Genomic DNA, 22984 nt, shown 5'->3' with positions numbered 1-22984 from the left:
CCCTTTATTGTTGTTGTCTGTTGGCAACTGCTTATGGTGGCAAATTTGACTAATTATTAGTGTATTTGATAACCGTGGCGGGTCAAACAAAAATTTGCTTTAAGGTGATAAATAGCTAAAAATCAGCCAATTAAGGCGATTTGAAAAAGTTGGCACGGTACCTGCATTATTCTTAGCGACCGTAAAGTAACAGTTTCGAATCACAAGATGAGGACACGAACATGGGTATCTTTTCACGTTTTACTGATATCGTAAATTCGAACATCAACGCCATTTTGGATAAAGCAGAAGATCCGGAGAAAATGGTTCGTTTGATTATTCAAGAAATGGAAGACACTTTGGTAGAAGTGCGCTCTACATCTGCGCGCTTGATTGCCGAGAAAAAAGACACTGAGCGTCAAATGGGGCGTTTTCAAACCGAACAAGCGGAGTGGGAAAAGAAAGCGGAACTTGCCTTGAGCAAAGACCGTGATGACCTTGCGCGTTTGGCTTTAGTCGAAAAACGCAAAGCCAACGATGCGGTGACAAGCTTAGAGAGCGACATCGAACGCATCAATGAGCACTTGAATAAGCTCAATGAAGAAGTCGGTCAGTTGCAAGAGAAACTTGCGGACGCGAAAGCTCGTCAAAAAACCATCATCATGCGTCAGCGCGCTGCGAGCAGCCGTTTAGAAGTGAAGAAGCGCATTGACAGTGGCAAAATTGATGATGCTATGCTTCGTTTCGAGCGTTATGAGTCTAAAATTGATGACTTAGAGTCTCAGGTTGAAGCCTATGATATGGGTAAAAAGAGCTTACGCGATGAATTTGCCGAGCTCGAAGGTGAAGACCAAATCTCTGATGAGCTTGAGGCAATGAAAGCTCGTGTTAAGAAAGACAAAAAAGCTGAGTAATTGATTCGCAGGCATGGCATCACCCGCAGTTTGCGGGTGTACGCCAGCGGCGAAGTGACCAGAAGTGAGTATAGGGAACCCTTATTATGGCCGATGTACTTGTACCGATGATTGCAGTGCCCCTGATTTTGTTCATGATTTTTGTGGCACCGATCTGGGTCATCATGCACTACCGCAGTAAAAAGAAAATTAGCCAGGGCTTGTCGCAAGAAGAAATTCAAGATTTGCAGCAGTTGGCCCAGAAAGCAGAACAGATGCGCGAGCGCATCAAGACGCTAGAAGCTATTCTTGATGCCGACGCTCCAACATGGAGAGAACGCAAATGAGTTACGACAACGACAAAAAGCCGCGTAAACAACTGTTGCGTGACAAAGCCAATGCCAAAGTTGCCGGCGTGTGTGCCGGTATCGCAAACTACTTCAATATTGAAGCATGGTTAGTGCGGATTATTGTCGTGACTGCAGTGATTTTTGGCCATGGCTTTGTGGTCATTCTTTATATTGCTGCTTGGATGATTTTGGATGAAACGCCAGCACCACAAGCAACTGATAGTCATAAGCCGGTCGGTGTTAAAACGCGTGTTTACCAAGCAGGCGAAGCGCCGCGACGAGCTTTTCACGATATTGATGAAGAGTACCGTGAGTTAGAGACGCGCTTACAGGCCATGGAACGCTACGTTACTTCAAACGCATACCAAGTCGATCGCGAGCTTAAAAACCTTTAATTTGATCCAGCTCAAGACGCAAGTGGAAAATTTGCGTTACACCCGCAGCGCAACTTCGTCGCCCTGACAAGTTGCGTTGCGCATGGGCAGCATGCACTCTTGCATTGTCGACAAAGTGCTCGACGAGAGGAGAAAGAACTGCCAATGCGCAATAACCATAACGACAAATCGCAATGGCAGCCAGCGACCATGACCATTCACGGTGGTAAACGACCGGATGAGCATGGCGCTTTGGTTGCACCGCTTTATCAAACCGCGACGTTTTCATTTGCGAATACGGCGCAGGGCTCTGCGCGTTTCGCTGGCGAAGAGAACGGCTACATTTATTCGCGTTTAGGTAACCCCACGACCGATGAGCTCGAAGCTCGCGTTGCACAACTTGAGGGCTATCCCGCCGGCGCTGCTTGTGCAACCGGCATGGGGGCGGTGTCAGCGGCAATGTTAGCGTTTCTCGAACAGGGCGATCACGTTGTTGTTGCCGACGCCATCTACGGTTGTAGTTTCGCGCTCTTTTCGCATGTGTTCGCGAAGTTTGGCATTAGTGTCGACTTTGTGGATATGACAGATGCCAACAACGTTGCTGAAGCGATGCGTAGTAATACCAAGATGGTGTTTGTCGAAACCCCGGCTAATCCGCATTTAAAGATCATCGATATTGCCGCGGTAAGCGCTATTGCGCACCGCCAACAAGCACGGGTCATTGTCGACAATACCTTTATGACGCCACTGCTGCAGCGTCCGCGTGAGCAGGGTGCAGATATTGTCATTCACAGCGCGACCAAATACCTCAATGGCCACGGCGATGTGGTTGCGGGGGTCATTTGCGGCAGCGCCGAAGATATTGAACTGATTAAAATGACCACACTCAAAGATATGGGGGCGACAATGAGCCCGCACGATGCGTGGTTAATTTTACGTGGCCTTAAAACACTCGATGTACGAATGGAGCGACATTGCCGCAATGCCATGCAAGTTGCGGAATACTTGCAACAGCATCCGCAAGTTCGGACGGTTTACTATCCCGGGCTTGCCGACCATCCAGCGCAACGCTTAATGGGTACGCAAATGCATGGTCCGGGTGCGGTGATTGCTTTTGAATTGGAGGGCGACATTGTTAGCGCCCGACAAGTACTGGATAGCCTTGAATTGATTACTATTGCCGTGAGTCTTGGTGACGCTGAAACCTTAATTCAGCACCCAGCCTCGATGACACATTCGCCCTACACACCGGAAGCGCGCGCGAAGGCCGGTATAAGCGACACATTAGTGCGAATTTCGGTGGGTTTAGAAGCGGTGGAAGATATTATTGCGGATTTAGCGCAAGCATTTAAAAAAGCACAACAACAAACGAAAGAACACACAGTACAGCAAGGGGAAACTTTGACTTATGGGTAAACAAAGCCAATACGTTTCACGCCAGCCAGACGAAAATGGGATTATCGACTGGAGTGACGAAGAGAACGCGGTATGGCGCGATTTGGTTGCTCGCCAGTTGAAACACATACCGGGTAAGGCCTGTGATGAATATATACATGGTCTCGAACTGCTTGATCTTCCGCAGGACCGCATCCCACAGTTGCACGAGATTAACCAAGTGTTAGAAGCCACCACTGGTTGGCAAGTAGCACAGGTTCCAGCGCTCATTCCGTTTGATGAGTTTTTCCGACTGTTGGCCAACAAGCAATTTCCTGTGGCAACTTTCATTCGTACACGGGAAGAGTTTGATTATTTACAAGAGCCAGATATTTTTCACGAAATTTTCGGTCATTGTCCACTGTTGACGAACCCTGCTTTTGCGCATTTTACGCATCAGTACGGTAAGCTTGGACTTGATGCAACGCCGAAAGAGCGCGTTTATTTGGCACGGCTCTACTGGTTCACTGTTGAATTTGGCTTGTTAAATACCGCTGATGGACTACGCATATACGGCGGCGGCATTTTGTCGTCACCGGGCGAAACGGAGTACGCGATCAACAGTGATAAGCCAGAGCGTAAGCCTTTGGTGCCGCTTGATGCACTACGCACACCTTATCGCATCGATATCATGCAGCCAATCTACTACACTATCGAATCTACCGATAAACTGTTTGAGATCGCAGATCTTGATATTATGGCGCTGGTACGTGAAGCGATGGAGCTTGGTTTGTTCGAGCCGAAGTTTCCGCCGAAAGATGCCGCTTAGCCCTTCGTCAATTAACTCTTTTTGAAGACAACTTGGAGTCATAAATGTCTGATTTGAAACAGCAAAAGTGTGAAGCCTGTAATGCAGAGGCGCCAAAAGTTAGTGATGAGGAGCTCGCGGAGTTAATGCGCGAGATTCCTGAATGGACGCCTGTGAGTCGCGATGGCGTAATGCAATTAGAGCGCGAGTTTAAGTTTAAAAACTTCAAGCAAGCGTTGGCCTTCACTAATCGTGTGGGTGACATTGCTGAAGCCGAGTTCCACCATCCGACGTTGACCACTGAATGGGGTAAAGTCACGGTAACTTGGTGGACCCATGCGATTAATGGCTTACACAAAAACGATTTTATTATGGCAGCCCGCACTGATGCCGCGCTTGACGCAGAATAAGTTCGCTTAAGCCTGAATTTGAAGTTAAAAAGCCTCAACCTAGTGACGGGTTGAGGCTTTTTTGTGTATACTATTGTTTACATTTTCCGTTTCAACAAGAAGTAGCAATGCGTCTCGAGATTACCTGTGATGATCGGTTGGGCTTGTGCCAAGATGTGCTGCAGATTTTGCGTGACCGCGAAATTGATCTGCGCGGTATCGAAGTCGACCCAAAAGGCAAAATATTTCTGAATTTTCCCGAGCTCGAATTCAAAGACTTTCAGCACTTGATGCCAGAAATTAGGCGTATTCCGAATGTGAAGGACGTGAAAACCGTCGCCTTCATGCCTTCGGAACGTGAGCATTTTGAGTTTAGCCTGCTACTCAACAAATTGCCTGATCCGGTGTTATCGGTTGATGCCAAAGGTACCATTGATATTGCGAATGATGCGGCAGTGCTATTGCTTTCGGATACACGCCAGCATTTGCCGGGTACGCCAATAGCGCAGTGGCTTAGTGGCTTTAATGTTCAACGTTGGTTGGAACGCGAGCCTACCGAACCACATACCACGCAAGTGACCATTAATGGCGCGAAATACTTTGCCGAGTTAATGCCGATTTGGGTCAAGGATGAGCATGGCGGCACAAGCTTTGCTGGTGCCGTGCTGACCTGTAAACCCCAACCTTTGAGCCAGCAATGGCAACGCACGGGGCAGCACGATGCGTTTCATCAACTGCTTGGTGAACATCCGAGCATGCGTAAGCTCATCAAAGAGGCGCGACGCATGGCAGAACTTAACGTGCCGTTGCTTATTGAAGGCGAGACTGGGGTGGGAAAAGAATTGCTCGCACGCGCCTGCCACCAAGCAAGCCCGCGTGCCGAACAGCCGTTTTTAGCGGTCAATTGTGCAGCGTTACCCGATAATGTCGCCGAAAGCGAGTTGTTTGGCCATGGTAAGGGGAGTTTGGGCCCACATACCGAAGCCAAAAAAGGGATTTTCGAACAGGCGAATGGGGGCACAGTTTTGTTGGATGCCGTCGGTGAAATGTCAAACGGCTTGCAAGCAAAGCTACTGCGTTTTATTCAAGACGGTAAATTTCGTCGCATCGGCGAAGAAGCAGAAGTTACCGTTGATGTTCGTATTATTTGTTCGGCCCGTGATGATTTATTAGAGCGGGTTGAGGCCGGAAGTTTCCGTGAAGACCTTTACTACCGCTTAAATGTACTGACGCTTTCGCTGCCGCCCTTGCGTGATCGCAAAACCGATATTCCACTATTGGCAGATCATTTTACTTTGCAGGCTTGTCAACGGTTGGGCCGTAGTCTGGTATTGCTAACGCCGGACTGTCGCGAGTTACTACAGCGTTACCAATGGCCAGGTAACGTTAGACAGCTTGAAAACGTTTTATTTCGGTCAGTTTCGATGCTCGAAGGGGAGCGCTTGAGCGCCGCTGATCTGCATTTACCGGAAGCAGGATCACTGCAGGAGAATGTCGCGGTCGATCTAGAAGAAGGAAGTCTAGACGAGGCGGTGAAAAAATTTGAAGCAACGATTTTACGACGTTTATACCCGAGTTACCCGAGTACGCGGCAACTTGCGAAGAAGCTAGGCTTATCGCACACCGCTGTGGCCAATAAACTGCGTGACTATGGGATTGGCAAACAACGGCGTAGAACTAGTAAAACTTCTAGCAAGTAAAGATTTATTAACGCATTAAAGAGGCGAATGTACGTGTTTAGCTACACTACATTCGTCGATGTGCATAACCTTTCCGCAATACTATTGATCTGTATCAAAACCTTTACAAAAAGAGTCCATCGCGCTGCCCGAGTGATCTGCACTGAGTTACTGGCACTTCCGACCTTCCCATAGTAGAACTTAGGTACTACAAAACCATTCGTCGCATTCACACTAAGAATGCCGCCGCAAGAACGAGGACTACAGAATGACAGATATTAATTATAATCCACTGCAAACAGACGGCTTTGAGTTCGTTGAGTATACCGCTCCAAATGCCGAGGGTATTGCCGCACTTAAGGACCTGTTCGATAAGCTCGGCTTTACCGAAGTTGCGAAACACAAGAGCAAAGAAGTTTGGTTGTTTAAACAAAATGACATCAATTTCATCATCAACGCTGAATCTGGTGGTCAAGCTGAAGCTTTCGCCAAAGACCATGGCCCAAGCGTATGCGGCATGGCGTGGCGCGTGAAGGACGCCCAACACGCATTCGAACATGCAGTAGAAAATGGCGCTAAGCCATTCCAACGTCAACTTGGCGCCAATGAAGCAGAGTTTCCTGCGGTTTATGGTATTGGTGAGAGCGTGCTGTATTTTATTGATAAGTACGAAGGTCAGGGTGTCTACGCTGATGATTTCGACTTCTACGAGAACTGGGAAGAAAAAATGCGTGAACACGCAGCAGGCTTGTACGAAGTTGACCACCTTACCCACAATGTTTTCCGCGGTAACATGGATACTTGGGCTGGGTTCTACGAGCGTATCGGCAACTTCCGCGAAATCCGTTACTTCGACATCGAAGGTAAGCTTACAGGCCTGTTAAGCCGCGCGATGACAGCTCCATGTGGCAAAATCCGCATTCCAATTAACGAATCACACGACGATAAGTCGCAGATCGAAGAGTATTTACGTGAGTACAAAGGCGAAGGCATCCAGCATATCGCTCTAACCTCTGACAATATTTATCAAACCGTACGCGATTTACGTAAAATTGGTATGGATTTCATGCCAACGCCTGATACGTATTACGAGAAAATTGACGAGCGCGTAGAAGGTCACGAAGAAAACGTTGAAGAGCTTCGTGAACTACAAATTCTAATTGATGGCGCGCCGATGAAAGACGGTATCCTATTGCAAATATTCACCCAGACCGTGATTGGTCCAGTGTTCTTCGAAATCATCCAACGTAAAGGTAACGAAGGCTTTGGTGAAGGTAATTTTAAAGCGCTGTTTGAATCCATCGAAGAAGATCAAATCCGTCGAGGAGTATTAAGCGATGCGTAAATGGATCAGCTTTCCGAAGCAGGTTGGAGTGAGCTCTAAACAAGCTCACGCTGACTTTCCGGAGCAGGCGATCTATGAACGTGAAGTCGGGCGTAGTGGTTTTTTTGGCCCGGCTACGCACTTTCATCATCGCCATGCCCCAACGGGTTGGAGCGAGTGGGAAGGGGATTTACGCCCGCGCAACTTCGATTTTAATAAGTTGGATAACGTTGGCACAGAATCACCATGGCAAGTGCCGCTTTTGTTACACAATGCGCAGTGTAAATTTCGAATTTGGCACTGCAGTGAAAAAATGGATTTTTTGGTTCGCAATGCCGATGGTGATGAGCTGTTGTTCATTCATGAAGGCCGCACCGAGCTGTTCTGTGACTACGGTCATATCACCTTAGAAAAGGGCGACTATTTCAGCATCCCGCGTTCGACATCGTGGCGCTTGGAGCCGTTGGAACCACTTCAGATCGTGATGATTGAGGCGACCAATAGTGCTTATCAGTTGCCAGAAAAAGGCTTGGTGGGGAATCATGCGATCTTTGATCCGGCATGTTTAGACACGCCCGATATCGATGATGCGTTCAAAGCACAATACAGCGAAGATGAATGGCGTGTTGAAGTAAAACGGCATGGCAAGGTGTCGCGCATTACTTACCCGTTTAATCCACTTGATGCTGTTGGTTGGCATGGTGACTTAGCTCCTGTGCGAATTAATTGGCGTGATATTCGACCGTTAATGAGTCATCGTTATCACTTGCCGCCTTCGGCACACACAACCTTTGTTGCCGATGGCTTTGTGGTGTGTACATTCGTTCCTCGCCCGATTGAGTCAGATCCAGGTGCGTTAAAAGTACCGTTCTATCACAACAATGATGACTACGACGAAGTACTGTTCTACCACGAAGGTGACTTCTTTAGTCGTGATAACATTGATAAAGGCATGGTAACCTTCCATCCGGCAGGCTTTACTCATGGCCCGCATCCTAAAGCATTCCAAGCCGGCTTAGAACACCGCAAAAAGTTCACTGATGAAGTTGCGGTGATGCTTGATACGCGTAATCCGCTCGACATGGGCGATGTATGTGCTGGGGTCGAAAACCCAGACTATGTGTACAGCTGGCAAGCAAAAGACGAAAAGGCTAAATAATCTATGAAATTTGCAACCTATCGAAATGGTACACGCGATGGTCAACTGATGTTGGTCAGTCGTGATCTTAAGAAAGCTGTTGCGGTTCCAGCTTTGGCTGCGACCTTACAAGAAGTTCTAGATGATTGGGAAGGCATTGCACCAGAGCTCGAGAAGGCTTACACCGCATTAAACAACGGTGAACTAAGCGATGCTGTGGACTTTGATGAAAGTCTCTGTGAATCGCCATTGCCGCGCGCTTATCAGTGGGCAGACGGCAGTGCCTATGTGAACCACGTTGAACTTGTGCGTCGTGCACGGAACGCCGAAATGCCGCCAAGCTTTTGGACCGACCCGCTGATGTATCAAGGTGGTTCAGATGATTTCTTGGGACCTAAAGATGACATCGAAATGGCTGACACCGCGTGGGGCATCGACTTTGAGGGCGAAGTTGCCGTTATTACAGATGATGTGCCAATGGGCGTGAGCGCGGAAGATGCGGGTCAATATATTCGCTTACTAATGTTGGTTAATGACGTTTCATTACGCGGCCTTATTCCAAATGAGTTGGGTAAAGGCTTCGGATTCTTCCAGTCAAAACCGTCGTCAGCATTTTCTCCTGTTGCCGTAACCCCCGATGAATTAGGTGACGCATGGCACGATAACAAAGTGCACCTGCCGCTACTAAGTGTTTATAACGACACTGATTTCGGTAAGCCAAATGCCGGTGAAGATATGACCTTTGACTTTGCGCAGTTGGTTGCTCATGCGGCAAAAACGCGCCATCTAAGCGCGGGCGCCATCATCGGCTCCGGAACTGTGTCGAACAAGCAGGGCACTGACCACGGTAGCGCTATCAGTGAAGGTGGCGTTGGTTACAGCTGTATTGCTGAGGTTCGCATGATCGAAACGATTCGTGACGGTAAACCAAGCACAGGCTTCATGCAGTTTGGTGATACTATTAAAATTGAAATGAAAGACGCCCAAGGAAATAGCATTTTTGGCAGTATTGACCAAAAGGTCGTACAGTATAAGCCTGAATAACGTTTCTTAGACGGAGTCGAACGTATGGAACTCTATGGATACTGGCGCTCAAGCGCCAGTTATCGCACGCGGATTGCACTCAACTTTAAAAAGTTGGATTTCAATTATTTGCCTGTGCACTTGCTGAAAGATGGTGGGCAGCAACATCAACGTGCTTATCGCCAGTTAAATCCAAATGGCTTGGTGCCAACGTTGGTTGATGGTCAAGTGATTCTGCATCAGTCGTTGGCGATCATTGAATACTTAGAAGATAAGTACCCAGAACCAAGCTTGTTACCGGGTACTCCACGTCAGCGTGGAGCCATAAGAGCTCTGGCGCTTGATTTAGCAAGCGAATTGCAGCCGTTGATTAATTTGCGTGTTCAGCAATACCTGAAGAATGAACTTGCAGTGAGTGATGCGCAAAAGCAAGCTTGGCTCGACCATTGGTTTGCTGAAAGTTTTACTGCTTTTGAGAAGAATCTCGAAGAAGTGTCAGGCACGTACTGCGTCGGTGACGATTTCAGTTTGGCCGACGTGTGTTTAGTCCCACAAGTGTTTAGCGCACAACGGTTCGGTATTAAACTCGATGATTATCCGCTGCTAATGGGCGTGTATGGGCGCCTATTAGAGCTGCCATTCGTGGCGGCCGCACACCCTAGTCAACAACCCGATGCCGAAGCCTGATCGCAAGAAATTAGAACTTCATCGCATGCCATCAATGCCCAGCTCGTAAGTTGCTGGGCATTTTGGTTTAATGAGCTTGAATTAACTACAGGGATCCATCGAATGAAAACAAAATTTGCCGTTTCGCTGCTCGCTGCTTTTGTTGCAGCTTCTTGTGCAGCTACACAACCTGAGGCGAGCTCTGCTTCAACTCAGCAAGCTCCAACGACGTTAGAACTCCAAGCTCCTGCTGTGCAAGCTCAGGCAGAGCAGGGGGAATTGACCATTAAGCAAATCATGGCTGACCAAGACTGGGTGGCGCGTTCGCCAAGTTCAGCCTACTGGATGGCGGACGGCAGCGGCGTGCTGTACCAACAAAAACGTGAAGGTAGTGTGGTGACCGATTGGTACCACTTGCCTTTAGGTGGTGAAGAAGCGCATAAAGTGCCGCTCGAAAAGTTGCACAACTATGCTTACAACGATGGTGTTTATAATAACGAGCGCACGCTTCTCGCCTATACCTTTGAAGGGAACGTTTTTGTTCGTGATCTGGCGCAGGGTGAAACACGGCAGTTGACCCGTGACGAAGCACGACAGTCGCAGTTGATGTTTTTAACCGATGGACGCTTGGCGTATCGTGAAGGTAACGACTTTTATGCGGTGAATGTGCAAACGGGTTTAACTGAACAACTCGTAGCATTAGCAACGCGCAGTGAACCCGAAGCTGTGAGCGAACCCAAAGATTTTATTGCTCAAGAGCAAGTTGATCTGATCGAGTTCGTACAAAAAGAACGTCGTGACCGACAAGACCGCGCAGATCAACGTGAACAGCTTGCTGATGCCAACAGCTCATTAGCTCCGCAGCCTTTCTATCTTGGTGAGAACAAGCAAATTGTAGCTGCCAGTTTGTCGCCAGCAGGCGACAAGATGATTGTTGCTATCACAACACCGCAAAGTTGGCGCGATGACGGCGACATTATGCCTAACTATGTTGCTGAAGATGGTCGAGTTAAAGCTGAGTCGGTGCGCCGTCGTGTAGCAGATGCGAAGCCAGTTGAACACCAAGTATTTATGCTGGACTTGACGAACGGCGAACAAACCCAGTTCACCTACAATACCTTACCGGGTTGGAACGAAGATGTACTGGCCGAGGTGAAAGCGGAAAACCATGCTGCTGAAGGCAAAACTTACGAGAGTAAACAAGAACCACGGGCAATCACTTTGATGCAAGATTGGGGTTGGAGTAGTGGCGCCATTCGCTGGTCAGAGCAAGGTGAAAATGCGGTTGTGATGCTCGAAGCATGGGACAACAAAGACCGTTGGATTGCGTCAGTTGATTTTGCCGGTAAACAGTTGGTAAATCAGCATCGTTTGCATGACGAAGCATGGATTAACTATACGCATAATGAGTTTGGTTTTGTGCCAGGCAGTGCTGACACCATTTGGTTCCAGAGTGAAGAAGACGGCTATGCTCACCTCTATACTAAACAGTTAGGCGGGGAACAAAAACAACTCACCTCTGGTAAGTTTGTGACTGAACACCCATTCGCTGATCCTGTTACGCAAAGTCTGTATTTTACCGCTAACAAAGAACATCCTGGCATTTATGAGTTGTACCGTGTTGACTTGACGGGGGGAGAAGTGGAGGCCCTCACCGATCTCGATGGTATCGTTGAGTCGTTTAGCCTTAGCCCGAATCGAGACAATGTGCTCTTTAGTTATTCAAGTGCATTACAGCCAAGCGAACTCTATAGTGTCGCACTTGGTGGGGCTGCCGAAGCTGAGCGTTTAACAACTACCGTGACAGAACAATTCCGTAGTTTCGATTGGACGGTTCCGGAAATCGTGCCAGTGCCTTCGAGCCATGTTGATGAACCTATTTACACGCGGGTTTATTATCCTGAAGGTTATGATGCCGAACGTGCCGAGCAGTATCCAGCGGTGGTATTTATTCATGGCGCGGGCTACTTGCAAAACGCGCATGCGGGTTGGTCAGGCTACCAACGCGAGTTCATGTTCCATACGTACTTAAATCAACAAGGCTTTGTGGTATTCGACCTCGATTACCGTGGCTCCAAGGGTTATGGACGTGATTGGCGTACAGCGATTTACCGTCAAATGGGCACACCTGAAGTTGAAGACCTTGTTGACGTCGTTAAATGGGCTGGTGAAAACACCAATGTCGATACCGATCGCATGGGTACTTATGGTGGTTCGTACGGTGGCTTCCTGACGTTCATGGCTCTTTTCAATGAACCGGGCTTATTTAAAGCGGGTGCAGCGTTGCGTCCTGTTTCAGATTGGGCACATTACAACACGGGTTATACGTCGAATATCTTGAACTTGCCAAGCAATGACCCGATCGCGTATCGCCGCAGCTCGCCTATTTACTATACCGAAGGTTTAGAAGATGCATTGTTGATCAATTCACCGATGGTGGACGACAACGTCTTTTTCCAAGATAGCGTGCGGTTGGTTCAGCGTTTGATTGAACATGAAAAAGAAGATTTTGAAACGGCTATTTTTCCTGTCGAGCCGCACGGTTTCCGTCAGCCTTCGAGTTGGTTAGATGAATACCGCCGTATTTTTAAGTTATTTGAAGAGAACTTAAAATAATTCGAGGGTGGACTTGAAAAGGTAATAAAAAAGCCGGGCAGTGAACACTGTCCGGCTTTCTTTGTTTTAAGGGCTTGCTTACGCGTTAGGCAAGCACTTCGTCATTTCCGCTCGTGCTATCGAACGTGCTTGACTGAAACTCGCCACCCAACTTGCTTTCTGAAAACCAGCGCGCTGGCTATCATCAGCTACCGCGAGCGGGGTGAAAGCATCGCTACGGGTTTCTGCTGTGGCTTTAGCCATTGGTGCAGAAACGACTTTGCCTTTGACTTTACTCCGACGTGTAACTGGCTCGTCGGCCTGTACTTCTGGCTTTTCCGCAGAATGCTCTACAGGTTGCTCTGCAGGTTTCTCGGCGGCTGCTTTTTGCTCGCTGTCCGTTTTTGGCGCTTCAGGCGACGCTTCTACCGCCTCTTCAGTCGAGGTTTCTGTGTGTGCAGTCGTCGCTGGAGCTTCAACTTCTTCAGTTGGGCTTGTCGCTGTAGCAGGCTCCTCGTCAGGCTTGTCATCTGCTGATGATGTTACGTCAGCTGGTGTTGCTTCTGCGGTTGTCGCTTGAGCATCAGCGTTTTCTTCTTGCATCTCGTCAGTTGCTGAGTTTTCGGCTGTTGCGCTGTCTGTTGCAGAGCTGTCTGGCGCTGAGCCCTCGGTTGCAGAATTCTCGCTTGGTTCTGTGAGTGATAGCTCAGTTTGCACCGCATCGTCATTATCAGCATCCGTATTACTTTCTGATGATGTCGACTCAGCTGCTTTTTCCTCTTTGCGGCGTTGTCCGGCTGCGCGTTGATGACGAGGACTACGGCGTGAACGATTGCGACCTTCGCGCTTCTCGCTGTTGTCTTTACTTTCGTCAGATACAGCCTCTTCAGCGGCGATGGTTTCGCCTGTCAGCTGCTCTTCAGCTTGGTTATCAGCAGTTTTAGCTTGTGGCTTGGCTTCAGCTTTTTTCGCTTGTGCTTGCTCGGCAGGCTTCGCGCTGTCCGCTTTAGTTTTATCGCCTTCGACTGCTTGTGGAGCTTTATCCTCTTTGCCAACACGAACCGACTTTTCTAGTTTGCGCCGCTGCCGACGTGGCTTAGGTGCTGCTTCTTTCGTTGGAGCTGAAGCTTTGTCTTCCGCTTTGTTATCAGCAGCTTCAGTTTGTGTTGCTGCTTGCTCTTGCTTTGGAGCGTTCGCATTTTGGCGACCACGACCGCGACCACGACCACCGCGACGTTGACCACGCTCCTGCTTCTGTTCAGTAGCCGCGTCTTTGTCATTGGATTTGGTGTTGTCAGTCTTATCGTCAGTTTTCTTGTCATCGTCACGGGTACGCTGACGGTTATTACCACGGCGGCGGTTATTACCGCGCTGATTGTTACGGCCTCCGCGACGATTATTAGAGCGTTCACGAGAAGAACGTTGTTGCTGTTGTTTTTTCTTTTCTTGCTCTTCGTCATCATCACCAAACAGCGAGCTCAACCATTTACCCAAACGTTGCAACAACGACGGGCCAGCGGCTTTTGGTTTGACCGTTGGTGCAGGGGTTGGTGCTGGTGCTGCAGGAGCTTGTAGGCCTTTCAATGCAGGCTCTTCAAAGCTTGGCTTATCTTTATTTAAGACCACTTCGGTTGAGGTGTCTTCCGGTTTCTCGATGAGTTTGAAGCTATTGGCTTCATCGACTTCATCGTTACGCAAGCGCTTAACGTCAAAATGTGGTGTCTCTAGATGTTGGTTGGGAATAACCAAAACAGAAACCGAGTGACGTTTTTCGATGTCGTTAATCGAACTACGTTTCTCGTTTAATAAGTAGGTTGCGACGGTTACTGGAACCTGAGCCTGAACTTGAATGGTATTATCTTTCAGTGCTTCTTCTTCGATGAGACGAAGAATTGAGAGCGCCAATGATTCCGCTGAACGAATAGTGCCATGGCCATTACAACGCGGACATACGTGATTTGATGACTCACCTAACGATGGGCGTAAACGCTGACGCGACATTTCAAGTAAGCCGAAGCGCGAAATACGTGCCACTTGAATACGCGCACGGTCTTGTTTCAAACTGTCACGTAAGCGATTTTCAACTTCACGTTGGTGTTTGACTGGCGTCATATCGATAAAATCGATAACGACCAAGCCGCCGACATCGCGCAAACGTAACTGACGTGCGATCTCTTCAGCAGCTTCTAAATTGGTTTGGAACGCCGTCTCTTCGATGTCGCCGCCTTTCGTCGCGCGCGCCGAATTGATATCAATCGAAGTCAATGCTTCTGTTGGGTCGATAACAATGGAGCCGCCCGATGGTAAACGCACTTCGCGTTGGAAGGCTGATTCAATTTGGCTTTCCACTTGATAGTGGTTAAATAGCGGGACGTCGCCTTGATAGGTTTTTACGCGATTAATAAAGTCCGGACGAATTAACGTTACGTGATCACGAACTTGTTCGAAGACCTTTGGATTATCAATAAGGACTTCACCAATATCGCGACGTAAGTAATCCCGAATCGCACGGAATACCACATTGCTTTCTTGGTGAATAAGGAAAGGAGCAGGGCGTTCGCCCGCAGCTTTTTCAATTGCACTCCAGTGATGGACAAGAACATTAAGATCCCACTCGAGCTCTTCTGCTGACTTACCTACGCCGGCAGTGCGGACAATTAAGCCCATACCGTCAGGAAGCTGCAAATCTTTCATGGCTTCTTTGAGTTCAGTGCGCTCATCGCCTTCAATCCGGCGTGAGATACCGCCAGCCCGAGGGTTGTTGGGCATGAGTACTAAATAGCTACCGGCCAAAGAGATAAAGGTGGTTAGCGCAGCGCCTTTCTGGCCTCGCTCTTCTTTATCAATTTGCACAATAACTTCTTGGCCTTCGGATACAACGTCTTTGATGTTGGGACGGCCAGAGAATGTGTAGCCTTTCGGGAAGTAGGTTTTAGCGATTTCTTTGAGGGGTAAAAAGCCGTGACGCTCAGCGCCGTAATCAACAAATGCAGCTTCAAGACTTGGTTCGATACGGGTAATTTTACCCTTATAGATATTCGCTTTCTTTTGTTCGTGGCCCGGACTTTCGATGTCTAAATCGTACAATCGTTGTCCGTCCACCAAAGCAACACGTAGCTCTTCTTGCTGTGTTGCGTTGATCAACATTCTTTTCATGGTTGTGACTCTTATTTTCGTGCCACAACACAGTACGAGGGCGTTCTCGCCGTCGCTATTTCGAGATTGAATTGTAGACTGCCATCGCGCTATCGCAGCGTAGAATGACACCTCCCGTGGTGTTCTTTAACACTCACGTGAGGTACGCAATTGGTTACCAAGCCGAAATACGCTTGTGTTCGTACCGTGTTGTCGCAAATATGCGTTAACATGACGTGGCTTGGTCTGTTTCAGTTCCATGCCATCAGGATCTCAAAGGACGATTTCATACCTTTGTATCGTGAAGTGGAGGTTGTGTTGCTATAAATAGCTTTGCGCCAAGCCACAACTAATTTTTTTCGTTTATTCTCTCGCGTACTAGGCTGTTATCAGCTCGCGAACCGCTTCATCTTTTTGCTCCGGTGCGGCTTTTCCGGAAGCCATATTATCCCACGAAACCGAACTACAGTACAAGCTAAATTAAAGTAAGCAAAAAGAGCAGTCAGGTGAAAATCAAAATGTTAATATAGCGCCTATGAAAGAGACCTCTGAAAACACAATTCAACACAAAGTACGCTTGGTTAAGATCGAGGCGGATTACGCCGAGCAGCGTATCGACAACTTTTTGCTTGCGCAACTAAAAGGCGTGCCCAAGTCGTTGGTGTATCGCATTTTACGTAAGGGCGAAGTGCGCGTGAATAAAAAACGGGCAAAGCCAGACTACCGTTTACGCGCTGGTGATGAAGTAAGGATCCCACCGGTCCGAGTGGCGGAACGAAACCCATTGCCGTCGGCTAACCTTGAGCAAGTCCAAGCGCTGAACAACCAAGTGCTCTACGAAGATGATGTACTTATGGTTTTAAATAAGCCAGCAGGACTTGCGGTTCATGGTGGTTCGGGGTTGCAGTTTGGACTCATCGAGAGCTTGCGGGCATTAAGACCGGACGCGAAACATTTAGAGTTGGTGCATCGTTTAGACCGCGAAACAAGTGGTTGTATTTTGGTGTCCAAGCGTCGCTCAGCGCTTCGTGCACTGCATGAGCAGTTACGTTCAAAGACCATGGACAAACGTTATTTAGCTCTGGTACGTGGGCAATGGCAGGCACACGTAAAGTTGATTGCGGCACCGTTGCTGAAAAACACGCTTAAATCCGGTGAGCGCATTGTTCGCGTAGACGCTGCGGGTAAGCCGTCAGAAACGCGTTTTAAAGTCTTGCATTCGTTTGCACAATGCAGCCTTGTGGAAGCGTCACCGATAACCGGTCGTACTCACCAGATTCGTGTTCATGCATTACAAGCTGGTCACCCGATCGCGTGTGATGACAAGTATGGTGATCGCGTATTCGATAGTGCGATGCATGACTTAGGGCTCAACCGACTGTTTTTGCATGCGCATCAATTAAGTTTTCAGCACCCGCAAACCGGTAAAACGATAACGGTAAATGCACCGCTCGATGCAATACTACGAAAAGCGCTGCAAGGGTTAGGCCTAAACGAAAAAGCAGTGCGTAACCTCGGGAGCTGATAAAAAGTGGCGAAAGATTACCAACTCATTATTTTTGATTGGGATGGCACTTTAATGGACTCCATCGGCCGCATTGTCTCTTCGATGCAGGCTACCGCAAAAGCCTTGCAGTTGCCGGTCCCACTTGGTGACGCGGTGCGCGACATTATTGGTTTAAGCCTTGAGCCCGCAATTGGACGCTTATTTGGTAACCTTTCAACAGCAGATTATGAACGGTTTTTACAGGTTTATCGCGATCAGTATGTTGAGTTAGATACAACACCGACCCCACTGTTCGCTGGGGTGCGTTCAATGTTGACTGAGCTCAGTCAGCGCGGCTACCAACTTGCGGTGGCTACGGGTAAAGCCAGACGAGGCTTAGACCGAGTGTTATTAGAGAGCGAACTACGCGAGCTCTTTAGCGTGACACGTTGTGCCGATGAAAGTCGCTCAAAGCCTGAGCCTCATATGCTTCACGAAATTATGGCCTGCACAGGTGTGTCGGCGGAAGCGACCCTGATGATTGGTGATTCGATCCATGATTTAAAAATGGCCCAAGCTGCCGGTGTGGATGCTTTGGGCGTTGACTTTGGCGCTCATAGCGCTGAGCAGCTATTGCCGTACCAGCCGCAACAAATCTTAAGCGACTGGTCGCAGTTATTAACCTATTTAGAAGACAAGAAAGCGAGGACTACGGTTTGACCAAGCTCGTATTAGCGTCGACCTCACCTTATCGACGTACGCTACTTGAAAAGGTGGTGCCTGAATTTATTTGTGCGGCACCGCATACCGATGAAAGCGCGCACGAAAATGAAACTGCGCTGGAATTGGTTGAGCGGTTGGCGATTGCTAAAGCGAAGGCATTGGCAGAACAGTATCCGTCGCACTTTTTAATTGGTTCAGACCAGGTTGCAGTAGTCGATGGGACCATTTTGGGTAAACCAGGCAACGCAGATAACGCAATTCAGCAGTTAACGGCGGCGCGCGGCAAGGTAGTGACTTTTTATACCGGGCTTGCGGTCTACGATAGTGCGAAGCAACGCCTGCAAAGTTGTGTTGAACCTTTCGAAGTTCACTTTCGCGATTTAACCGATGCAGAAATTCGTGGTTACGTTGCGCTTGAGCAGCCATTCAATTGTGCAGGTAGTTTTAAGAGTGAGGGACTAGGGATTAGCTTGTTTGAGCGGTTGCATGGCGATGACCCGAATAGTTTGATCGGTTTACCGCTTATTAAACTGCTCGCGATGCTGCGTGAGTGGGGCATGAATCCCTTGATAAAAAGCTGAAAATCACTTGTTTTCGGGCGCTGAATCCTTTAACATTCGCGCCCTATGCAGAAGGTTCGTATTCCTATTTCGGTCGATCCGGTCAAAAGTGCCGGTAAACAATTGAGTTACGTGGGCTTAGTTCCAGGTAAGTCGATGACACGTTTACAAGAGCTTTTGGTAGAACCCTGTGCAGATGTTGATGCCGAACTTGAGTTCGATTTGGACGCGCAAAACATCAAGCACATGAAAGGGCACGCCACGGTTTCAGTCACGGTTGCTTGCGAGCGCTGTGGCGACCCGATGGACGTGGACTTGGTGAGTAATTTTATTTACGCACCGGTGACCAAGCGTCAAACGGCCACCGATATGCCGAGTGATTACGAGGCCATTGAGTTAGATGAGCTTGGTGAGATCCAACTGCATCGAATTATTGAAGATGAGCTGATATTGGCAATGCCTGTGGTGGTCAAACACGACGAGCGCGAATGTCGGGTAGATAGTAATGCAATGCAATGGGGCAAAATTGATGATGCTCCTAGTGATAAGGAAAATCCTTTCGCCGTATTGCAAGAATTAAAGCGTAAATAAACTTAGGAGATAGCGTAAATGGCTGTACAACAGAATCGGAAAAGTCGTTCGAAGCGCGACATGCGTCGTTCTCACGATGCACTGAGCGGCCCTACACTGTCGGTTGACTCTACCTCTGGTGAAACGCATCGTCGTCACCACGTAACAGCTGACGGTTTCTATAAAGGCCGTAAAGTCGTAAACAAGTAATCCAGAATCGGAAGTGAGGCAATGGCCGCACTGACACTGGTACTTGATGCAATGGGGGGCGATCATGGCCCCTCTATTGTTATTGACGCATTGCATGATGCGTTACAACTATTCCCTCAACATCACTTTATTGTGGTCGGCGATGAAGCCGAACTCAAACCTCTCTTACAAGCGAAAAAACTTCTCGAACATGAACGTGTGACACTGCAACATGCCAGTCAAACCGTTACCATGACCGATAAGCCTGGTTACTCGTTGCGCGCTAAACCTGATTCGTCAATGCGAGTTGCACTCGAACTCATTGCGACTGAGCAAGCTGCAGCCTGTGTCAGTGCTGGTAATACCGGTGCCTTAATGACAAAGGCTTACTTCTCGCTGAAAACCTTACCTGGCGTGCTGCGTCCGGCGTTAATGTCGGCGATTCCGCAAGCCTCTGGAAAAAGCGCATTTTTACTCGATCTTGGTGCAAATCCAGTTTGTGATTCCGATACTTTATTTCAGTTTGGCATCATGGGGGCTGTCGCAGCGCGTGAAGTGCTCGGCATTGCAAACCCGCGTGTGGCGTTGCTGAATATGGGCGAGGAAGACATCAAAGGCAACGATGTCGTGAAGTCGACGGCGCAATTATTCCAGCAATCCAATTCGATTAACTATATTGGCTTCATTGAGGGCGATGACTTGTTTGCAGACAAAGCAGACGTCATTGTTTGTGACGGTTTCGTCGGCAATATAGCGTTGAAGAGCTGCGAAGGACTTGCCGAACTGCTACTAAACAATATTCGAACTAATATCAATGCTCACTGGCTAACACGCTGGTTTGTAAAACTTTTCTACCATCGACTGCAACGTTCGTGGGACTGGCTGAAGCCCGACCACTATAATGGCGCAAGTTTGATAGGATTGCGGGGCGTTGTTATAAAAAGTCATGGTGATGCGAACGCGAAAGCATTTTTAAGTGCGATCGAGCAAGCCGTGGAAGAGACGCAACAGGACCTCCCGACACGTATTCGTGATCAGGTGGAAAAAGTTCTCTTAGAGCAAGAATAAGGTTCATATGTTTGCAAGAATTGCAGGAACTGGGCACTATCTCCCCGCGCAGTGCCTGACCAACGCTATGCTTGAGCAACGTGTTGATACGAGTCACGAATGGATTGTTGAGCGTACTGGTATTCATCAACGTCATATCGCAAGTGCCAGTGAAAACGCAGTAACCATGGGTGTTGCTGCCGCACGAGAGGCACTTCAAGCTGCTCGTCTGCCGATTGAAGATATTGACCTTATCGTCGTGGCCACGACCTCTAATGATCGGGCTTTCCCAAGTGTGGCTTGCGAGATTCAGGCAGCTTTAACAGAACAAAATATTCCAGCGTTTGACGTTGCCGCTGCCTGTTCCGGTTTTTTATTTGCCATGAGTGTTGCAGATCAATACATCCGTAGTGGCACTTATAAAAATGTATTGGTGATTGGTACCGATGTACTCTCACGCTTATGCCGCCCAGATGATCGCAATACCATCATTTTGTTTGGTGATGGCGCCGGCGCAGCCGTGCTGCAAGCGAGCACAGAACCGGGAATTTTATCAACACACCTGTACAGTGCTGGCGAGTTTGCTGATTTATTGGGCGTGAACCACGTACAACGACACAGCGACGAGAGTGCTGAAGCACTGAGCGAAGCGTGGATGTACATGAAAGGCAACGAGGTCTTCAAAGTTGCGGTAAGTAAACTCAGCTCGTTGGTCAGTGAAACCTTGGCGGCAAATAATATGTCGCCTAGCGATTTGGATTGGCTGGTGCCACATCAAGCAAATCTGCGGATTATTAAAGCCACTGCAAAAAAATTAAAAATGCCGATGTCACAAGTGATCACAACGTTAGAAGACACTGGTAATACGTCGGCAGCATCAGTACCCATTGCACTCGATGTCGCCATTCGCGATGGGCGCATTAAGCGCGGACAAAATTTATTGCTGGAAGCCTTTGGCGGTGGATTCGCTTGGGGTTCAGCACTTATCAATTATTAGCAAGGAAACGACTATGCGTGCATTTGTTTTTCCCGGACAAGGTTCTCAAACGGTTGGTATGTTGGCCGATCTCGCAACTGAGTATCCGCAGATCGAACAAACTTTTGCTGAAGCAAGCGAGGCTCTCGGCTACGACTTATGGGAGCTAGTGCAGCAAGGACCTAGTGAAAAGCTGAATGAAACTCAGCGCACTCAGCCCGCTTTACTTGCCGCAAGTGTGGCGATTTATCGCGTTATTGAAGCGCAAGGCGTGCCGGCACCGGAGTGGTTGGCAGGCCACAGTTTAGGAGAATATTCAGCGTTAGTGTGCAGCGGTGCGATGGACTTTGCCGATGCAGTGCGGTTAGTCGCCAAACGCGGCGCACTAATGCAGGAGGCAGTTCCCGCTGGGGTTGGCGCGATGGCGGCTATTATCGGCTTAGATGATGCTCTGGTTGAAGAAGCGTGTGCGGCGGCAGCCGGTGACCAAGTTGTGAGTGCAGTGAATTTTAATTCGCCAGGACAGGTGGTCATAGCCGGCCATGCCGAAGCTGTTGAACGCGCTGGTGAAGCGTGTAAAGAGGCGGGGGCAAAACGCGCATTACCATTGCCGGTAAGCGTACCTTCGCATTGTGCGTTGATGCAGCCAGCGGCCGAAAAACTGGCAGTCGAGCTAGGAAAAATCACCTTACGTACGCCTAATATCCCCGTCGTGAACAATGTCGATGTTAGCGTTGAGCGCGAAGCCGACGCTATTCGCGACGCTTTAGTGCGTCAACTATACTCGCCGGTACGTTGGACCGAAACTATTCAATATTTGGCTAAGCAGGGCGTTACAGAACTCTGCGAAATTGGCCCAGGTAAAGTGCTAAGTGGACTTACGAAGCGCATCGATAAGGCATTACAAAGCGATGCAATTAACACAATTGAAAGTATTCAAAAGGTGCAATCATGACAACAACAATGGAAGGGCAAGTCGCTCTCGTAACTGGTGCGAGCCGAGGTATTGGCAAAGCCATCGCTGAGCAACTGGTAGCGCAGGGCGTAAAAGTGATTGGTACAGCCACCAGTGATAGCGGTGCCGAGGCTATTTCCGCTTATCTCGGCGAGCATGGTGAAGGCCGCCGTTTGGATGTTACTGATGCAGAAAGTATTGCCGAAACGCTAAAAGCAATCGATGAGAACTATGGTCAACTTGATATCTTGGTCAATAATGCGGGGATTACGAAAGACAACCTGCTCATGCGTTTGAAAGATGATGATTGGGATGCGGTGCTTGATACCAACTTGAAATCGGTCTATCGCTTGAGCAAAGCTGTTCTTCGGGGCATGATGAAACGTCGCTTTGGCCGCATTATTAATATTTCATCGGTGGTGGGAACAACCGGGAATCCTGGACAGACCAACTACTGTGCCGCAAAAGCTGGTTTGGTAGGTTTTAGCAAAGCACTGGCACAGGAAGTTGCTGGACGTGGTATAACAGTTAACTGCGTTGCGCCAGGTTTCATTGATACCGATATGACGAAGGCCTTGACTGAAGATCAAAAACAGGCGATTTTTGCAAACATTCCGGCGGCGCGTTTGGGGCAGCCAGAAGAAGTTGCTGCCGCAGTGGTATTTCTAGCGTCGACTGGAGCCGCTTACATCACCGGTGAAACTATTCATGTGAATGGTGGTCTTGCAATGGTGTAAGTAAACAGCAGACC

22 protein-coding genes are annotated in these 22984 nt (G+C 48.6%); 21 read left to right on the top strand and 1 reads right to left on the bottom strand.

Features of this window, described 5'->3' with window-relative positions; genetic code table 11:
- The first annotated feature begins 221 nt into the window (after positions 1 to 221).
- From pspA to NV375_RS03040, 12 genes are all read left to right on the top strand, one after another.
- Positions 222 to 893, top strand: a complete 672-nt coding sequence (gene pspA / locus NV375_RS03095) for a phage shock protein PspA (protein ID WP_258240295.1) — start codon at positions 222 to 224, stop codon at positions 891 to 893.
- Between the two features lie 86 nt (positions 894 to 979).
- Positions 980 to 1219, top strand: coding sequence for an envelope stress response membrane protein PspB (pspB, locus tag NV375_RS03090; RefSeq protein WP_126770462.1), 240 nt, complete (start codon positions 980 to 982; stop codon positions 1217 to 1219).
- Positions 1216 to 1617, top strand: coding sequence for an envelope stress response membrane protein PspC (gene pspC / locus NV375_RS03085; RefSeq protein WP_258806921.1), 402 nt, complete (start codon positions 1216 to 1218; stop codon positions 1615 to 1617). Before pspB ends, pspC begins: the two co-directional genes overlap by 4 nt.
- A 144-nt stretch (positions 1618 to 1761) precedes the next feature.
- A complete protein-coding gene (gene megL / locus NV375_RS03080; protein WP_258806920.1) occupies positions 1762 to 3012 on the top strand; it encodes a methionine gamma-lyase in 1251 nt (416 codons plus the stop codon).
- A complete protein-coding gene (gene phhA / locus NV375_RS03075; protein ID WP_258806919.1) occupies positions 3005 to 3799 on the top strand; it encodes a phenylalanine 4-monooxygenase in 795 nt (264 codons plus the stop codon). The genes megL and phhA overlap by 8 nt, the downstream gene beginning before the upstream one ends.
- Positions 3800 to 3843: 44 nt before the next feature.
- Positions 3844 to 4188 (top strand): 4a-hydroxytetrahydrobiopterin dehydratase, encoded by a 345-nt coding sequence (locus NV375_RS03070; protein ID WP_258806918.1) that lies wholly within the window; start codon positions 3844 to 3846, stop codon positions 4186 to 4188.
- 107 nt (positions 4189 to 4295) lie between these two features.
- Positions 4296 to 5867 carry a transcriptional regulator TyrR gene (gene tyrR / locus NV375_RS03065; protein WP_258806917.1) on the top strand — a complete coding sequence of 524 codons (1572 nt, stop codon included), beginning with the start codon at positions 4296 to 4298 and terminating at the stop codon, positions 5865 to 5867.
- Between the two features lie 247 nt (positions 5868 to 6114).
- Positions 6115 to 7191, top strand: coding sequence for a 4-hydroxyphenylpyruvate dioxygenase (hppD, locus tag NV375_RS03060; protein ID WP_258806916.1), 1077 nt, complete (start codon positions 6115 to 6117; stop codon positions 7189 to 7191).
- Positions 7184 to 8329 (top strand): homogentisate 1,2-dioxygenase, encoded by a 1146-nt coding sequence (locus NV375_RS03055; RefSeq protein WP_126770450.1) that lies wholly within the window; start codon positions 7184 to 7186, stop codon positions 8327 to 8329. The genes hppD and NV375_RS03055 overlap by 8 nt, the downstream gene beginning before the upstream one ends.
- A gap of 3 nt (positions 8330 to 8332) precedes the next feature.
- Positions 8333 to 9352 carry a fumarylacetoacetate hydrolase family protein gene (locus NV375_RS03050; protein ID WP_258806915.1) on the top strand — a complete coding sequence of 340 codons (1020 nt, stop codon included), beginning with the start codon at positions 8333 to 8335 and terminating at the stop codon, positions 9350 to 9352.
- Between the two features lie 24 nt (positions 9353 to 9376).
- On the top strand, positions 9377 to 10018 hold the full coding sequence (gene maiA, locus NV375_RS03045) for a maleylacetoacetate isomerase (RefSeq protein WP_258806914.1): 642 nt from the start codon (positions 9377 to 9379) through the stop codon (positions 10016 to 10018).
- A 102-nt stretch (positions 10019 to 10120) separates the two neighbouring features.
- On the top strand, positions 10121 to 12613 hold the full coding sequence (locus tag NV375_RS03040) for a prolyl oligopeptidase family serine peptidase (RefSeq protein WP_258806913.1): 2493 nt from the start codon (positions 10121 to 10123) through the stop codon (positions 12611 to 12613).
- A gap of 78 nt (positions 12614 to 12691) precedes the next feature.
- Here the strand turns inward: NV375_RS03040 and rne are convergent, their stop codons facing one another.
- The gene (gene rne / locus NV375_RS03035) at positions 12692 to 15748 is read right to left on the bottom strand and encodes a ribonuclease E (protein WP_258806912.1); all 3057 of its coding nucleotides are present in this window, start codon (positions 15746 to 15748) and stop codon (positions 12692 to 12694) included.
- Between the two features lie 514 nt (positions 15749 to 16262).
- Between rne and rluC the strand changes: the two genes are divergently transcribed.
- Genes rluC through fabG form a run of 9 tightly spaced genes read left to right on the top strand, consistent with a single transcriptional unit; the run spans position 16263 to position 22970 of the window.
- A complete protein-coding gene (gene rluC, locus NV375_RS03030; RefSeq protein WP_258806911.1) occupies positions 16263 to 17252 on the top strand; it encodes a 23S rRNA pseudouridine(955/2504/2580) synthase RluC in 990 nt (329 codons plus the stop codon).
- Positions 17253 to 17258: 6 nt separating this feature from the next.
- Positions 17259 to 17933: an HAD-IA family hydrolase gene (locus NV375_RS03025; RefSeq protein WP_258806910.1), complete on the top strand. Its 675-nt coding sequence runs from the start codon at positions 17259 to 17261 to the stop codon at positions 17931 to 17933.
- A complete protein-coding gene (locus tag NV375_RS03020; protein ID WP_258806909.1) occupies positions 17930 to 18517 on the top strand; it encodes a nucleoside triphosphate pyrophosphatase in 588 nt (195 codons plus the stop codon). Before NV375_RS03025 ends, NV375_RS03020 begins: the two co-directional genes overlap by 4 nt.
- Before the next feature lie 45 nt (positions 18518 to 18562).
- On the top strand, positions 18563 to 19087 hold the full coding sequence (yceD, locus tag NV375_RS03015) for a 23S rRNA accumulation protein YceD (RefSeq protein WP_258806908.1): 525 nt from the start codon (positions 18563 to 18565) through the stop codon (positions 19085 to 19087).
- An 18-nt stretch (positions 19088 to 19105) separates the two neighbouring features.
- Entirely contained in the window at positions 19106 to 19276 is a 171-nt protein-coding gene (gene rpmF, locus NV375_RS03010) for a 50S ribosomal protein L32 (RefSeq protein ID WP_034729259.1), read from the top strand.
- A gap of 21 nt (positions 19277 to 19297) precedes the next feature.
- A complete protein-coding gene (gene plsX / locus NV375_RS03005) occupies positions 19298 to 20323 on the top strand; it encodes a phosphate acyltransferase PlsX (protein ID WP_258806907.1) in 1026 nt (341 codons plus the stop codon).
- Between the two features lie 7 nt (positions 20324 to 20330).
- On the top strand, positions 20331 to 21299 hold the full coding sequence (locus NV375_RS03000; RefSeq protein WP_258806906.1) for a beta-ketoacyl-ACP synthase III: 969 nt from the start codon (positions 20331 to 20333) through the stop codon (positions 21297 to 21299).
- A gap of 13 nt (positions 21300 to 21312) precedes the next feature.
- Complete coding sequence (gene fabD, locus NV375_RS02995; protein ID WP_258806905.1) at positions 21313 to 22233, top strand: ACP S-malonyltransferase; 921 nt, start codon at positions 21313 to 21315, stop codon at positions 22231 to 22233.
- Positions 22230 to 22970: a 3-oxoacyl-ACP reductase FabG gene (gene fabG, locus NV375_RS02990; protein WP_258806904.1), complete on the top strand. Its 741-nt coding sequence runs from the start codon at positions 22230 to 22232 to the stop codon at positions 22968 to 22970. The genes fabD and fabG overlap by 4 nt, the downstream gene beginning before the upstream one ends.
- Positions 22971 to 22984 lie beyond the last annotated feature (14 nt).

The sequence above is a fragment of the Pseudidiomarina sp. CB1 genome (assembly GCF_024752025.1).
Classification (GTDB): Bacteria; Pseudomonadota; Gammaproteobacteria; order Enterobacterales; family Alteromonadaceae; genus Pseudidiomarina.
This window is presented reverse-complemented; position numbering and strand designations above follow the sequence as displayed.